Below are 14,153 nucleotides of genomic sequence, written 5' to 3'. Positions count from 1 at the left end.
ATGCAACAAGAAACCTCACAAGAGAGCTGGACCGTCTTCAAGCGCCTGCTCGGTTATGTCCGGGATCGCAAGCTGGGTCTGGTGGGCGGCATCATTGGCATGCTGGGTTACGCGGCCGTGGATACCACCTTCGTCTACTCCATCAAACCGCTCATCGACCAGGGGCTCAACGGCAACGACAGCAGCGTGCTCAAGTGGATGCCCTTCTTCGTCCTCGGCATCGTGGCTCTGCGCGGCTGCGCCGCCTTCCTCTCCAACTACTGCATGGCCTGGGTCGGCAACCACGTGGTGATGCGCCTGCAGCAGCAGGTGTTCAGCCACCTGATGGCCATGCCCATGAGCTTCTTCGACCGCCAGAACACCGGCAACCTGCTCTCCAAGGTGACCTATGACGCCGGTCAAGTGTCGTCCGCCGCGAGCTCGACCCTGGTCTCCCTGGTGCGGGAAGGGGCCACCGTCATCGGCCTGCTGGGCCTGATGTTCTGGCACTCCTGGCAGTTGTCGGTGATCTTCCTGGTGGTGGGGCCCCTGGTCGGGATCCTCATCAGCATCATCAGCCGACGTTTTCGCAAGATAAGCCGCCACATCCAGCAGGCGGTGGGTGACATCACCACCTCCACCGAGCAGATGCTCAAGGGGCACAAAGAGGTGCTGATGTTCGGGGGCCAGGAGGTGGAGGACAAGCGCTTCTACCAGGTGAGCAACCGGATGCGCCAGCAGACCATGAAGATGGTCGCCGCCGACGCCATCGGCAGCCCCATCGTCCAGATGGTGGCCTCCGTGGCCCTTGCAGTCTTCCTCTATGTCGCCACCATCGACAGCGTCAAGGCGACCCTGACCGCGGGCACCTTCACCGTCATGGTCACTTCCATGATGATGCTGCTCAAGCCGCTGAAAAGCCTGACCGACGTGAACAACCAGTTCCAGCGCGGCATCACCGCCTGCCAGAGCCTGTTCGGTCTGCTGGACTCCACCCCGGAGCAGGACACCGGCACCCGTACCCTGGAACGTGCCCGAGGTGAAATCGAGTTTCGCAACGTCACCTTCACCTACCCGACCAAGGAGACACCAGCGCTGCGCAACATCAGCTTCAAGGTGGAGGCAGGCAAATCGGTGGCCCTGGTGGGGCGTTCCGGTTCCGGCAAGAGCACCATCGCGAGCCTCCTGACCCGCTTCTATGACATCGAAGAGGGGGAAATTCTGCTGGATGGCGTCAACATCCGCGAATACCGCCTGAGCGAGCTGCGCAAGCAGTACGCCCTGGTCTCCCAGCACGTGCATCTGTTCAACGACTCCGTGGCCAACAACATCGCCTACGCGGCGGAAGAGAAGTACAGCCGCGACGAGATCCAGCAGGCGGCCCGCATCGCCCATGCGGACGACTTCGTCAGCAAGATGCCGGAAGGCTATGACACCGTCATCGGCGAGAACGGCGCCTCCCTCTCCGGCGGCCAGCGCCAGCGCATCGCCATCGCCCGCGCCCTGCTGCGGGACTCCCCGGTGCTGTTGCTGGACGAAGCCACCTCGGCCCTGGACACCGAGTCCGAGCGCCACATCCAGGCGGCCATCGACGAGCTGTGCAAGGCGCGCACTTCCCTCGTGATCGCCCACCGCCTCTCCACCATCGAGAAGGCGGACGAGATCCTGGTGATCGACGAGGGACACATCGTCGAGCGCGGCAACCACCAAACCCTGATGGACATGCATGGTACTTATGCCCAGCTGCGGGCCATTCAGTTTGGTAATACAGCCACGGGTAACCAGGGCTGATGCTGGCCAGACTCTGGTACGGGAACAGCCTCTGGCGTTGGGGGCTGGCCCCCTTCGCCCTGCTGTTTGCCCTGGTCAGCGGCGTCCGCCGTCTGGGGTATCGCCGGGGCTGGTTCCGCGCCTATCGGGCCACCCTGCCGGTGGTGGTGGTGGGCAATCTCTCGGTGGGGGGCAACGGCAAGACCCCGGTGGTGGTCTGGCTGGTGGAACAACTCCAGGCCCGGGGCTGGCGCCCAGGCGTGGTCAGCCGCGGCTATGGCGGCAAGGCGCCCCATTACCCCTATCGACTGGATGAGAGCAGCACCCCGGCCGAGGCCGGGGATGAGCCCGTGCTCATCGCAAGGCGCTGCGGCTGCCCCGTGGCGGTGGCCCCCAGACGGGCCGATGCTGTGCGGTTGCTGGAGCAAAGCGGTGAGGTGGACATCATCGTCACCGACGACGGCCTGCAGCACTATGCCCTGGCCCGTGACATCGAACTGGTGGTGGTGGACGGGGCGCGCCGCTTTGGCAATGGCTGTCTGCTGCCCATGGGGCCGCTGCGCGAGCCCACGACCCGCCTCAAGCGGGTGGACGCCATCATCTGCAACGGCGGCGAACCCGCCCGTGGCGAATACGCCATGCGCCTGGTGCCGGATACCCTGCGCCGGGTGTGCGATGATGCGCCTCTCACGGCCCCCCTCTCGGGGCCGGTGGATGCCCTGGCAGGCATCGGCCATCCCCCCCGTTTCTTCGCCACCCTGACCGCCCTTGGTTACGAGCTGGTGCAGAGCGTCGGCTACGGGGATCACCAGGCGTTCGACGCCGCCGAGCTGCTGGCCCGCTTCCGCCAGCGCCCCTTGCTGATGACCGAGAAGGATGCGGTCAAGTGCCGCCCCTTTGCCCCGGACAACTGGTGGTATCTGCCGGTCAGCGCCGAGCTGCCCGATGCCCTGGGGGAGGCGCTGCTGCGCACCCTGGGCCCGCAGCCCGGAAGAGGGAACGGGCACCAGGCGCCCTGACGGGCGCCACCGGATTGGAACAGACGGCCAGCGCCCGGACTCGGGGGCTGGCCCTGCACATTGACATGCCAGGCAAGATCGCCTGTGGGAAATTGTTAAAGGAGTTTCGTTGTGGCACTGGATATTAAACTGCTCGACATCATCGCCTGCCCGGTCTGCAAGGGGAAACTGCACTATCAAGCGCACGCCGAGGGCCCTCAGGAGCTCATCTGCCGCTTCGACAGACTGGCCTATCCACTGGAGGAGGGGATCCCGGTGTTGCTGGAGAACCGGGCCCGTCACCTGGCGCTGGAAGAGCTGAAGCCATGAGTTTCGTCGTCGTCATTCCTGCCCGTTACGCCTCCACCCGGCTGCCGGGCAAGCCGCTGGCCGACATTCACGGCAAGCCCATGGTGCAGCACGTGGTGGAGAAGGCCCTGCAATCGGGCGCCGATCGGGTGATCGTCGCCACCGATGACGAGCGGGTGCAGCAGGCTCTGGCTCCCTTTGCCGCCGCTGCCGGGTTCGAGGTGTGCATGACCTCACCGGATCACCAGTCCGGCACCGAGCGTCTGGCCGAGGTGTGCCGTCACTACGGCTTTGCCGCCGACACCATCATCGTCAACGTGCAGGGGGACGAGCCCCTCATTCCCCCCGTCATCATCCGCCAGGTGGCGGACAACCTGGCCGCGGCCAGTGCGCCCATGGCGACGCTGTCGGTGCCGATCAGGGATGCCGAAGAGGCGTTCAATCCCAATGCCGTCAAGGTGGTGACCGACCGGGAGGGGTATGCCCTCTATTTCAGTCGCGCCAGCATCCCCTGGGATCGGGACCGCTTTGCCCAGAGCCGCGAGCAGATTGGCGATCACTACCAACGCCACATCGGCATCTACGCCTATCGCGCCGGCTTCATCCAGCGTTACGTGGACTGGGCACCGAGCGTGCTCGAGCAGGTCGAAGCCCTGGAGCAGCTGCGGGTACTCTGGTACGGGGAGAAGATCCACGTGGCCCAGGCGCTGCAAGCCCCGCCGGTGGGGGTGGACACCCAGGCCGATCTCGACAAGGTGCGAGCGCTGCTGGCCGGTTGAGGCTGGCGGAACGGCTTTGATGCAATACGGCGCCCCAGGGCGCCGTTTTTTAATTGATTCTTTGTATAATAATTTGATTTAAAACGGATTTTACGAGCAATTTCAAACTTTTCCCGCCCATGGTTTGCCAAATCATCGAGTTTGGTTATGATGCAAGACGCCGTGTTAACCCTAACTGGCATATAACGAGATAAAAAACGGGGTGTTTGGGTGATTAATGTATTCCTGGTCGATGATCATGAGTTGGTGCGTACAGGGATAAGACGCATTTTGGAAGACGTCCGCGGGATCAAGGTGGTGGGCGAGGCGCAGAGCGGGGAAACCGCGGTGGCCTTCTGTCGGCAACATCACCCCGATGTGATCCTGATGGACATGAACATGCCGGGCATCGGCGGTCTGGAAGCGACCCGCAAGATCCTGCGGATCCGCCCCGATGTACGCATCATAGTGCTGACCATTCATTCAGAAAATCCGTTCCCCACCAAGGTGATGCAGGCGGGCGCCGCCGGGTACCTCACCAAGGGGGCCGCGCCGGACGAGATGATCCACGCCATTCGCCTGGTTCACTCCGGTCAGCGCTACATCTCCCCGGAGATCGCCCAGCAGATGGCCCTGAGCCAGTTCGCCTCCGCCGACGAGAACCCCTTCAAGTCCCTCTCCGAGCGGGAGCTGCAGATCATGATGATGATCACCAAGGGGCAGAAGGTGACCGACATCTCCGAGCAGCTCAACCTGAGCCCGAAGACGGTCAACAGCTACCGCTACCGCCTGTTCAGCAAGCTGGGGATCAACGGTGACGTGGAGCTGACCCATCTGGCCATTCGTTATGGCATGCTGGATGCCGACACCCTGTAACGGGGGCGTGTGGACACCAAAGGCGGCACCGGCCGCCTTTTGCTTTTTGCTGGCTGTGGGCAGTATGCTCTCCCCGTCTTTTTGCATTCATCCGTTGAGTCGAGTTGCCGATGACCCTCTCCCCCGAGCCCCATTTTGACAGCAAGGCATTTCTGAGCGCCGTCACCCACCAGAGCGGTGTCTACCGCATGTACGACAGCGGCGGCACCGTCATCTACGTGGGCAAGGCCAAGGATCTCAAGAAACGGCTCGCCTCCTACTTTCGGGCCAACGTCGACAGCATCAAGACCCGCACCCTGGTGCGCCAGATTGCCGATGTGCAGGTAACGGTCACCCACACCGAGACCGAGGCGCTGATCCTCGAGCACAACCTCATCAAGCAGTACCAACCCCGCTACAACGTGCTGCTGCGGGATGACAAGTCCTACCCCTGGATCATCATTACCGACCATCGGCACCCGCGCATCGGCGTCCATCGCGGCGCCCGCAAGGTGAAGGGGGAGTATTTCGGCCCTTACCCCTCCGGTGGCGCGGTACGCGAGAGCCTGCACCTGATGCAGAAGATCTTCCCGGTGCGTCAGTGCGAGGATGCCGTCTATGCCAACCGTACCCGCCCCTGCCTGCTCTACCAGCTCAAGCGCTGCGCCGGCCCCTGCGTGGCGGGGCTGGTGAGCGAGGCCGAGTATGCCCAGCAGGTGGCGCTGGCCAAGCTGTTCCTCGCGGGCAAGAACCAGCAGGTGATCGGCGAACTGGTGGGCAAGATGGAGTCCGCCAGCGGCGATCTGCGCTTCGAGGAGGCGGCCCGCTACCGGGATCAGATCCAGGCCCTGCGCCGGGTCACCGAGCAGCAGTCGGTGAGCGGCAACGTGCTGGACGAGCTCGACGTGGTGGGGGTGGCCTTCGAGCAGGGGACCGCCTGCATCCACGTGCTCTTCATCCGCCAGGGCAAGGTGCTGGGATCGCGCAGCTACTTCCCGAAAGTGCCGGCCGATACCCCGCTTGACGAGGTGGTGCAATCCTTCCTGCTGCAGTTCTATCTGTCGGGGCAGGGGGGACGGCAGATCCCGAGCGAGGTGCTGCTGGACGTGGCGCTGGAGGATGAGAGCGTCATCGCCGACACCCTGAGCCAGACCGCCGGCTACAAGGTGCGGGTGGTGAGCCGGACGCGCAGCGAACGGGCCCGCTTCATCAAGCTTGCCTCCATCAACGCCCAGACCGCGCTGCGCTCGCGCCTCGCCCACAAGAGCACCATCACCGCCCGTTACGATCAGCTGGAGGAGCTGCTGGAGCTCGAGAGCCCCATCGCCCGCATGGAGTGCTTCGATATCTCCCACACCATGGGGGAGCGCACCGTGGCCTCCTGCGTGGTGTTCAACCGGGAGGGGCCGCTCTCCTCGGAATACCGCCGCTTCAACATCGACGGTATCACCGGCGGGGATGACTACGCCGCCATGGAGCAGGCGCTGGAGCGCCGCTTTGGCAAGCAGCAGGAGCCGGACAAGGTGCCGGATGTGCTGTTCATCGACGGCGGTCTCGGCCAGTTGCGCCGCGCGGAGGAGATCCTGGCGCGCCAGCTGGAGTTTCTCGGCGGCAAATATCCGCTGCTGGTGGGCATCGCCAAGGGGGTGACCCGCAAGGCGGGGTTGGAGACCCTGATCCTGGGGGACAGCCACGAAGAGCTGCACCTGCCGGCGGACATGCCCGCCTTGCACCTCATCCAGCACATTCGCGACGAATCCCACCGCTTTGCCATCACGGGCCACCGGGCCAGGCGGGCAAAGGCCCGCACCACCAGTACCCTGGAAGAGATTCCCGGGGTGGGGCCGAAACGGCGGCAGGCGCTGCTCAAATACCTGGGGGGTTTGCAGGAGGTGAAAAAAGCCGGGGTGGACGAGCTCGCCAAGGTGCCCGGCATCAGCCAGGAGCTGGCCCAGTCCATCCACGACGCATTGCACTCGCTCTAGCGCTGCCTTTGGTGTGAAGGAGGTCACGCCAGGGGGCATCAGGGCGTGCCGCCTGCGCACAAGAGCCGTGACGCAGGGGGCTCCCAAATGCCATAATGACCGGCATCCTGAGGTTATTGATGGATTAATGGACCAAGGCGGGCGCCAGTTCGGTTGCATCCGCGATCGGCTTGGGGCTACCATGTAGCGGCATACAAGAAGTGGCTGAAAATAATGACAAATATTCCTAACCTGCTGACGTTCTTTCGGATTTTGCTCATCCCCGTCTTCGTCATCCTGTTCTACCTTCCCTATCAGTGGTCCTACATGGCGGCGGCCATCGTCTTTATCCTGGCGGCCGCAACCGACTGGTTTGACGGCTATCTTGCCCGCAAGCTGAACCAGTCCACCGCCTTTGGCGCCTTCCTCGATCCGGTGGCCGACAAGATCATGGTGGCGGCGGCCCTGGTGGTCATCGTCGAGCACTACAACACCGTCTGGGTCACCATCCCCGCCATGACCATGATTGGCCGGGAGATCATCATCTCCGCCCTGCGTGAATGGATGGCCGAGCTTGGCAAGCGCTCCTCGGTGGCCGTCAGCTGGATTGGCAAATGGAAGACCATGATCCAGATGGTGTCGCTCACCGGCCTCATCTGGCAATACGACATCTGGATGGTGTGGCTCGCCTATGTGCTGCTCTACGTGGCCACCGTGCTCACCTTCTGGTCCATGTTCCAGTACATGAAGGCCGCCTGGGGCGATCTCAGCTACCACTCCCGGTTCTAGTCCCGACGGGAAGATGGCCGTTTCTCTGCCACTGGCGCCGAGAAACGGCCATGAGCGCCAAAAGTGTGGGACAAGGGTAAAAAACACCCGAACGATCAGCGTATTAAATGTTTTTGGTTGACTGGGCGGGGAACATCGCTAGAATGCGTTCTCACAGTCAGGCAGTCAGCCAGACCGATGCGGGAATAGCTCAGTTGGTAGAGCACGACCTTGCCAAGGTCGGGGTCGCGAGTTCGAGTCTCGTTTCCCGCTCCAAATTCAGACAATAGAGAGTTCCTCTCTTTTGCATGGCGCGTTAGCAAAGCGGTTATGCAGCGGATTGCAAATCCGTTTAGTCCGGTTCGACTCCGGAACGTGCCTCCATATTGACAAGCCCGCCACGCGAGCTTGATACCGATTGCGGTGCCCGAGTGGTGAAATCGGTAGACACAAGGGATTTAAAATCCCTCGACGTTCGCGTCGTGCCGGTTCGATTCCGGCCTCGGGCACCATTAAAATCAAAAAGTTACTAAGGCCACTAGCAATAGTGGCCTTTTTGTTTCTAGTCAATTGACTGCCAGAATGGCAGCGACCTGAAGAGTCGGTTCATCTCTTGAATCTGCACGTGCCAAGCTACGACCCCTGGTGTGAACATCAAAGAGCCTGCTCGATGGCAGGCTCCTGAGTGCTTCCCAGAATTCTCTAGAGTTCCGAGATGATGGTCGATACCTCTTCTGCTCCGTGTCTTATCTCCTCCATCACTTTTGCAACGTCATCGATCTGCTTTTGCCCGTGGATGGCGCCGTCTGCCGCGGACTGGAGCTGCTCGCTGACCTGCCTGGTGAGCTGCTGATTCTGGCTGACGACATTGGCTATTTCGTTGGTCGATAGGGAGGTTCTTGCCGCCAGTTGACGAACTTCATCGGCCACGACGGCAAAGCCTCTGCCTTGTTCGCCGGCTCTCGCCGCTTCGATGGCGGCATTGAGCGCGAGCAGGTTGGTCTGGTCTGCAATGCTGCTGATGGTGGATACGATGGCGGTGATATTCTGGGATTGAGCGTGGAGCTTGCTCATCAAGGTGCTGGCATGTTCCATCTGTCTGACAATATTGTCCGAAGTGGAGACGACGGTGGTCAACATCTCCTCTCCTTTGATGGCGGAGGATTTGGTTGTGACAGATGTTTCATTTGCCACCTTGGCCACATGTTGTACGGCCTGATCTTTGCTGATCTGCGGGGTGATATTGGAGGCAAACTTGATGACCTTGATCACCTTGCCATGGCTGCCCCGCACAGCGTTGTAGGTTGCCTCCAGCCAGACTTCATGGCCTTTTTTATCAAATCGCTGAAAGCGTCCCGATTTGAACGTCCCCTGAGCCAGCTCCTGCCAGAAATCGGGATGTTCCCGATAAAACAGCTCATCACAAAACATGCGATGTTGATGGCCTTTAATTTCATCAAGTCGATAGCCCATGGTATCCAGGAAATTACGGTTGGCGGAAATAACAACACCAGTCGGTTCAAACTCGATGACAGCGAGGGAGCGATCCAGCGCCTCAAATATTGCTTTTTGAGTCATGAGCAGATCATGTTGCACCGTCACATCTGACGCTATTTTGATGATCTTGATTATTTTTCCGCCCTGGCTGACGGGGAAATAGGTGGCCTCCAGCCATATTTCCTTGCCTTGTTTGCCAACCCGGTGGAAGGTGCCATGCTGGCTGTGCCCATTTGCCAGATCTCGCCAGAATTCCCGATAGGAGGGAGAGTCGGTATCTTCTTTCATGCAGAACATGGCGTGATGCTGCTGCACGATCTCATTGAGGGAGTAGCCGACGGAATGAAGAAAAAGCGGGCTGGCATCGAGAATATAACCATCGATAGTGAATTCAATCATGGGAAGATGATCGTGCATGGCATGATCCAGTGCCTCGCTTTTCAAGGCCCTCTCTCGTTCTGCTGCCAGCTCTTTTTTAAGTTTCGAGTCGAACATAAGCACACCCCAGCCAAGAAAATAGAATCATCCGACATCTCTTCGTTGACGAACCCTTCACACTTTCTGGGTATGAAGCGTCGTTTTGAGTGTAATGCACCCCTGTCATTTGATTCGGGCTTTTCCATACAAAAAACAGGTTTAATACAAGATGATGCGCCCTTTTTATATGCGGTGATAAATAAAACGTATTCCTATTCTGAATTATTTGTTCGATGCATCGATTGTTTAACGGGGGTCTGTCAATGGGCAAGACAATGGTTCGCAGTCGTGGGCGAACAGGGCCTCATTTCGGCGAATACGGGTATCCAGGGCAGGGGCTTGTCGGTGAGGTGTGACGGTTGTCTGCATCGATGGGGGAGGGCGTGCAGCGGGAAGGTACTGCCTATAGAGATGTCTCGGTCCCTCTGTCCGGGAAACCTGCACTTGAGTGTTTGAACGCATCTGTTGTCCATTGTCATGGACGATGGGAAGGAGGGGTGACATTCCGTGTAGCTGCGAAATGCCCTGGAGAGGCTCGCCTGACGTGGTCAGGCGAGCCGGCTCATATCGCGTCAGTCATCACCCCTGGACATTAACCAGGATCCGGCCGCGCACCTGGCCTGCCAGGAAGGCATCCCCCAGGGTCACGACCTGGGAGAGGGGCACTTCCCGGGTGAGGAGATGGAGGCGGGTCAGGTCGAGATCCTCGGCCAGTCGGGCCCAGGCCTGCTGGCGCAGCGGGCGCGGTGCCATCACGCTGTCGATGCCATAGAGGGTGACGCCGCGCAGGATGAAGGGCATGACGGTGGAGGGGAAGTCCATCCCTCCCGCGAGACCGCAGGCAGCCACGGCGCCGCCGTAGCGGGTAGTGGCGCAGGCATTGGCCAGGGTGTGGCTGCCGACGGTGTCGATGACGCCGGCCCAGCGTTCCTTGCCCAGCGGGCGTCCCGGCGTGGCCAGTTCGGCGCGATCGATCACCTCGGCGGCGCCGAGGGACGTCAGATAGTCGGCCTCGTTCAGCCGCCCGGTGGCGGCCACCACTCGATAACCCAGCTTGGCCAGGAGGGTGATCGCCACGCTGCCCACGCCGCCGTTGGCGCCCGTCACCAGAATGTCACCGTCACCGGGGGTGATGCCGTGCTTCTCCAACGCCATCACGCAGAGCATGGCGGTGTACCCTGCGGTGCCGATGGCCATGGCGTCCCGGGGCTGGAAGCGCTCAGGCAGGGCGACCAGCCAGTCGCCCCGGACCCGTGCCCGCTCTGCCAGCCCGCCGCTGTGGGTCTCGCCCACGCCCCATCCGTTGAGCACCACCTTGTCGCCGGGGTGCCAGTCGGGATGCTGGCTCTCCAGCACGGTACCGGCAAAGTCGATACCGGGGATCAGAGGGAAGCGGCGTACCACGGGGGAGGCGCCGGTGAGGGCCAGGCCATCCTTGTAGTTGAGGGAAGACCACTCTACCGCCACGGTCACATCCCCAGCAGGCAATATCTCCTCGGAGAGGCTCTGGTAGCTGGCGCGATAACCCGCCTCGTCTTTCTCGATCAGAATACCGTTGAACATCTTGTCTACTCCCATTAATTGGACTGACTGACTATTAATCTTCGTAAAAAAATCACTTTGCTAACGTCATGAAAAAATTGAGAAAAGAGAGCATGGGCTCGGTATCGCCCACCAGGCGTGCGCGCAGTACGGCCCCTTCCCAGCCGATCCAGAACTGATGGGCGAGGGCAGGGCAGTCACAATCAGGGGGCAGCTCCCCCGCCGTCACCGCGTCCCTCAGGCAGCGGGCAAGCAGCGCCTCCCAGTCGAGGAGGATCTGCTCGAGGCGCAGGCGCAGCTCGGGGGACAGCTGCACCACCTCCTGACCCAGGTTGCCCACGAGGCAGCCCCGCTGGAACGCAAACCGGGTCATGCCCCGGCAGGCGCTGTCGACGAAGGCAACAAGACGGGCCAGGGGGGGCAGGCTCTCATCCTCCAGATAGCGCGTCAGCTTGCGGCAGAAGTAGTGGTGATAGGCATCCATGACCGCCAGAGTGAAGTCGTGCTTGGTGGCGAAGTAGTGATAGAAGGAGCCCTTGGGGATCCCGGTCGACTGCAACACCCGCTCGATGGAGGTGGCGGCGATGCCCTGTTCGGTCAGCAGCTCCATGCCCCGGCGGATCAACAGATCCCGGGTGTCGGCATAGGTGTGCCCGTGCTGGGCAGGGCGGCCGCGAGGGCGGCGGGGCAGGGGGTCATTGGCTTGCATGGGGCTTATTAGACGCCTCAACTAGAAATGATGCAAGCGCGGCATCGAACGGACGAAACGAGTGGATGAGATCGGGTAGTCGAGACAAGCTGGAGCCAGCGGGGCAGAAAACAGCGAGGGCGCCAGTGGCGCCCTCGCATCGATGGGTGGCTGCGCCTCAACTGCGCAGCTTGTTGTAGACAAACAGCACGATCAGGGCGCCAACGGTGGCGATGATGATGCTCGGCAGGTTGAAGCCGGTGACCGTTCCCATCCCAAGCAGGGTGCTGACATAGCCCCCCACCATGGCGCCGACCACCCCCAGGATCACCGTCATGAAGAAACCGCCGCCATCCTTGCCCGGCATGATCCATTTGGCCAGGATGCCGACGATCAGCCCCAGTACCACCCAAGTAAGAAATCCCATGGTCATCTCCTCGTTGTGTGCAGAGAACCAGAGTATATGCAGGGATCCTGCTTGTATCCCGCCGCAGCACGGCGTGAGTCAGAAACGGTCATATGAGACTCGCTCATGACCATGGCAGGCAGAGGAGTTCAGCCGAGCGCGCGGGTGTCGAGGCGCTGCCCGGCGGGGGAGCACACCAGCACCGACCCCTGCTCGAACCAGTCTCCCAGCACGATGCGCCGCGCCGCACGCCCATCCAGGGTGAAGTCGTGGATGGCGGGCCTGTGGGTGTGGCCGTGGATCATCAGGCGGCAGCCGTGCTGGCGCAGCATGTCGTCCACCGCCTCCGGAGTCACGTCCATGATGATCTGGCTCTTGTGGGCATTCTCCATCTGGCTCTGGCCGCGCATCTTGTGGGCGATGGCCTGGCGGCGCGAGAGCGGCAGGCGCAGGAAGAGCCAGCGTAGCCATTTGAGTTGTGTGATGCGGCGAAACTTCTGGTAGCCCTCGTCCCGGGTGCAGAGCAGATCCCCGTGGCTCAGCAGCACCCGCTCGCCGTACAGCTCGATGACGCAGGGGTCGCCGAGCAGGGTCATGCCGGCCCGTTTGGCAAACTGACGCCCCAAGAGGAAGTCGCGGTTGCCGTGAATGAAGTAGAGGGGCACTCCTTGCTGGCTCAGGGCGAGAAAAGCATCGGCCACCTTGCGGTGGAGCGGGTTGGGGTCGTCGTCCCCAATCCAGAATTCGAACAGATCCCCCAGCACATAGAGGGCGTCGGCCCCGGGCGCGTCTTCGGCCAGAAAGCGCACCAGGGCCGCCGTCATGTCGGGCCTGCCTTGGCTGAGGTGAATGTCACTGATAAAGAGGGTGCTCATGAGTTCCTGGGCATCATGGTAAGAGAGTCCCGCCTGGGTGCGGACAAGGCCTGTGACCTTGCTCGTCGAGCGGGTGGGGGAGGGAAGGGCAGCAGAGCCCCGCAAGGTTGACGCCCTCCAGGGTCAGCAACGCCTCGTAAGGGTCGCCGGACAGGCCCAGCAGGCGGCACATGGCCGCTTCCCCCTTGAGCCCTTCATCAAAACGCAGGCGCAGCACTTCCCGGTGGAAGGGGGCGCCAAAGCGCTCAAGCAGGGCGGCCATCAGGCTGAGGTGGCGCCAGCCATGACACATCTCGAGGGGATCAGGGGTGAGGTAGAGCTCGACTGGCCAGCACTGGCCATCTGGCCCGTGGCGTCGCTGCTCGGCGATCCAGACCTGTTCGCCCTTGCTTCGCACCTGCCAGCCTTGTGCTGCCAGTGTCGCGGCAAGGAAGGCCGGATCCGGATGCTGGCAGAGGATGTCGAGATCGCTGCCGGGCCTATCCAGCCCGATGGCGATCGTGCTCACCAGGGCCAGATCGTTGCACAGGGGGCCAAGCTCATCCCACAGGCCGCCGCTCAGCAGGGCGTGGGCCGAGCGCTGACGTTCGTTGCCCTGGGCCAGATAGTCGAGGCGGCGCCAGTTGGGGGCGGCAGATGGAAAAACTGCGGCCGGGGCCGCAGTGGTATCAGAGCCTGGCCGGCAGGGATTACTCGGCAAGGGTCACCTTGGTGATGACGACGTCTTCGGTCGGAACGTCCTGGTGCATGCGGCCGTAGTTGCCGGTCTTCACGCCCTTGATCTTGTTGACCACGTCCATGCCGGCGGTCACTTCACCGAACACGCAGTAGCCGAAGCCCTGGGTGGTGGCGGACTTGAAGTCCAGGAAGTCGTTGTTGTTCACGTTGATGAAGAACTGGGCGCTGGCGGAGTGCGGCTCCATGGTGCGGGCCATGGCGATGGTGCCGACCTTGTTGGACAGACCGTTGGCCGCCTCGTTCTTGATGGGAGCGCGGGTCTCTTTCTCTTCGAAGCCCGGGGCATAGCCGCCGCCCTGGATCATGAAGCCGTCGATGACGCGGTGGAAGATGGTGTTGTCGTAGTGACCGTCACGGCAGTATTGCAGGAAGTTGGCCACGGTCTCCGGGGCTTTTTCCGCGTTCAGGGTCAGGGTGATGTCGCCGTGGTTGGTGTGCAGAGTAACCATGAGTTGTCCTTTCATTTTGACGCGGGCAGCAAGGTGCCCGCAGGTGTATGGCATAAAGTGGTGGCAATTCTAGCCCATCA

At 61.7% G+C, this 14,153-nt stretch carries 14 protein-coding genes and 3 tRNA genes; 10 read left to right on the top strand and 7 right to left on the bottom strand.

Features of this window, described 5'->3' with window-relative positions; genetic code table 11:
* The 10 genes from msbA to ACVDHI_RS00315 all read left to right on the top strand — a co-directional run bounded on the left by msbA (position 1) and on the right by ACVDHI_RS00315 (position 7,913).
* Positions 1-1,770, top strand: a complete 1,770-nt coding sequence (gene msbA, locus ACVDHI_RS00360; RefSeq protein WP_039040276.1) for a lipid A ABC transporter ATP-binding protein/permease MsbA — start codon at positions 1-3, stop codon at positions 1,768-1,770.
* Positions 1,770-2,768 carry a tetraacyldisaccharide 4'-kinase gene (gene lpxK, locus ACVDHI_RS00355; protein ID WP_447211553.1) on the top strand — a complete coding sequence of 333 codons (999 nt, stop codon included), beginning with the start codon at positions 1,770-1,772 and terminating at the stop codon, positions 2,766-2,768. Before msbA ends, lpxK begins: the two co-directional genes overlap by 1 nt.
* 111 nt (positions 2,769-2,879) lie before the next feature.
* A complete protein-coding gene (locus tag ACVDHI_RS00350) occupies positions 2,880-3,077 on the top strand; it encodes a Trm112 family protein (protein ID WP_010675233.1) in 198 nt (65 codons plus the stop codon).
* A complete protein-coding gene (gene kdsB, locus ACVDHI_RS00345; protein WP_039040278.1) occupies positions 3,074-3,835 on the top strand; it encodes a 3-deoxy-manno-octulosonate cytidylyltransferase in 762 nt (253 codons plus the stop codon). Before ACVDHI_RS00350 ends, kdsB begins: the two co-directional genes overlap by 4 nt.
* Before the next feature lie 210 nt (positions 3,836-4,045).
* On the top strand, positions 4,046-4,690 hold the full coding sequence (gene uvrY / locus ACVDHI_RS00340; protein ID WP_010675231.1) for a UvrY/SirA/GacA family response regulator transcription factor: 645 nt from the start codon (positions 4,046-4,048) through the stop codon (positions 4,688-4,690).
* Positions 4,691-4,800: 110 nt separating this feature from the next.
* Positions 4,801-6,654 carry an excinuclease ABC subunit UvrC gene (gene uvrC / locus ACVDHI_RS00335; protein ID WP_039040279.1) on the top strand — a complete coding sequence of 618 codons (1,854 nt, stop codon included), beginning with the start codon at positions 4,801-4,803 and terminating at the stop codon, positions 6,652-6,654.
* Positions 6,655-6,867: 213 nt separating this feature from the next.
* Positions 6,868-7,422: a CDP-diacylglycerol--glycerol-3-phosphate 3-phosphatidyltransferase gene (gene pgsA, locus ACVDHI_RS00330; protein ID WP_010675229.1), complete on the top strand. Its 555-nt coding sequence runs from the start codon at positions 6,868-6,870 to the stop codon at positions 7,420-7,422.
* A 179-nt stretch (positions 7,423-7,601) separates the two neighbouring features.
* Positions 7,602-7,677, top strand: a tRNA-Gly gene (locus ACVDHI_RS00325).
* A gap of 34 nt (positions 7,678-7,711) precedes the next feature.
* Positions 7,712-7,785: transfer RNA gene (locus tag ACVDHI_RS00320), tRNA-Cys, on the top strand.
* A gap of 41 nt (positions 7,786-7,826) precedes the next feature.
* Positions 7,827-7,913: transfer RNA gene (locus tag ACVDHI_RS00315), tRNA-Leu, on the top strand.
* Positions 7,914-8,103: 190 nt separating this feature from the next.
* Here ACVDHI_RS00315 and ACVDHI_RS00310 read toward each other — a convergent pair.
* The 7 genes from ACVDHI_RS00310 to ACVDHI_RS00280 all read right to left on the bottom strand — a co-directional run bounded on the left by ACVDHI_RS00310 (position 8,104) and on the right by ACVDHI_RS00280 (position 14,073).
* Positions 8,104-9,393, bottom strand: a complete 1,290-nt coding sequence (locus ACVDHI_RS00310; protein WP_447211552.1) for a methyl-accepting chemotaxis protein — start codon at positions 9,391-9,393, stop codon at positions 8,104-8,106.
* A 561-nt stretch (positions 9,394-9,954) separates the two neighbouring features.
* Complete coding sequence (gene acuI / locus ACVDHI_RS00305) at positions 9,955-10,938, bottom strand: acrylyl-CoA reductase (NADPH) (protein ID WP_323912178.1); 984 nt, start codon at positions 10,936-10,938, stop codon at positions 9,955-9,957.
* A gap of 52 nt (positions 10,939-10,990) precedes the next feature.
* Complete coding sequence (acuR, locus tag ACVDHI_RS00300; protein WP_331402771.1) at positions 10,991-11,626, bottom strand: acrylate utilization transcriptional regulator AcuR; 636 nt, start codon at positions 11,624-11,626, stop codon at positions 10,991-10,993.
* A 157-nt stretch (positions 11,627-11,783) separates the two neighbouring features.
* Entirely contained in the window at positions 11,784-12,032 is a 249-nt protein-coding gene (locus tag ACVDHI_RS00295) for a GlsB/YeaQ/YmgE family stress response membrane protein (protein WP_010675223.1), read from the bottom strand.
* Positions 12,033-12,160: 128 nt separating this feature from the next.
* Positions 12,161-12,886: a UDP-2,3-diacylglucosamine diphosphatase gene (gene lpxH / locus ACVDHI_RS00290; protein WP_039041197.1), complete on the bottom strand. Its 726-nt coding sequence runs from the start codon at positions 12,884-12,886 to the stop codon at positions 12,161-12,163.
* Positions 12,887-12,899: 13 nt separating this feature from the next.
* Positions 12,900-13,586, bottom strand: coding sequence for a DUF4269 domain-containing protein (locus ACVDHI_RS00285; protein WP_447211551.1), 687 nt, complete (start codon positions 13,584-13,586; stop codon positions 12,900-12,902).
* Positions 13,576-14,073: a peptidylprolyl isomerase gene (locus ACVDHI_RS00280; RefSeq protein WP_010675220.1), complete on the bottom strand. Its 498-nt coding sequence runs from the start codon at positions 14,071-14,073 to the stop codon at positions 13,576-13,578. The genes ACVDHI_RS00285 and ACVDHI_RS00280 overlap by 11 nt, the downstream gene beginning before the upstream one ends.
* Positions 14,074-14,153 lie beyond the last annotated feature (80 nt).

The organism is Aeromonas sp. 25-248 (genome assembly GCF_053005425.1).
The sequence above is the reverse complement of the archived record's forward strand: the minus strand, read 5'-3'. Positions and strand labels throughout refer to the sequence as shown.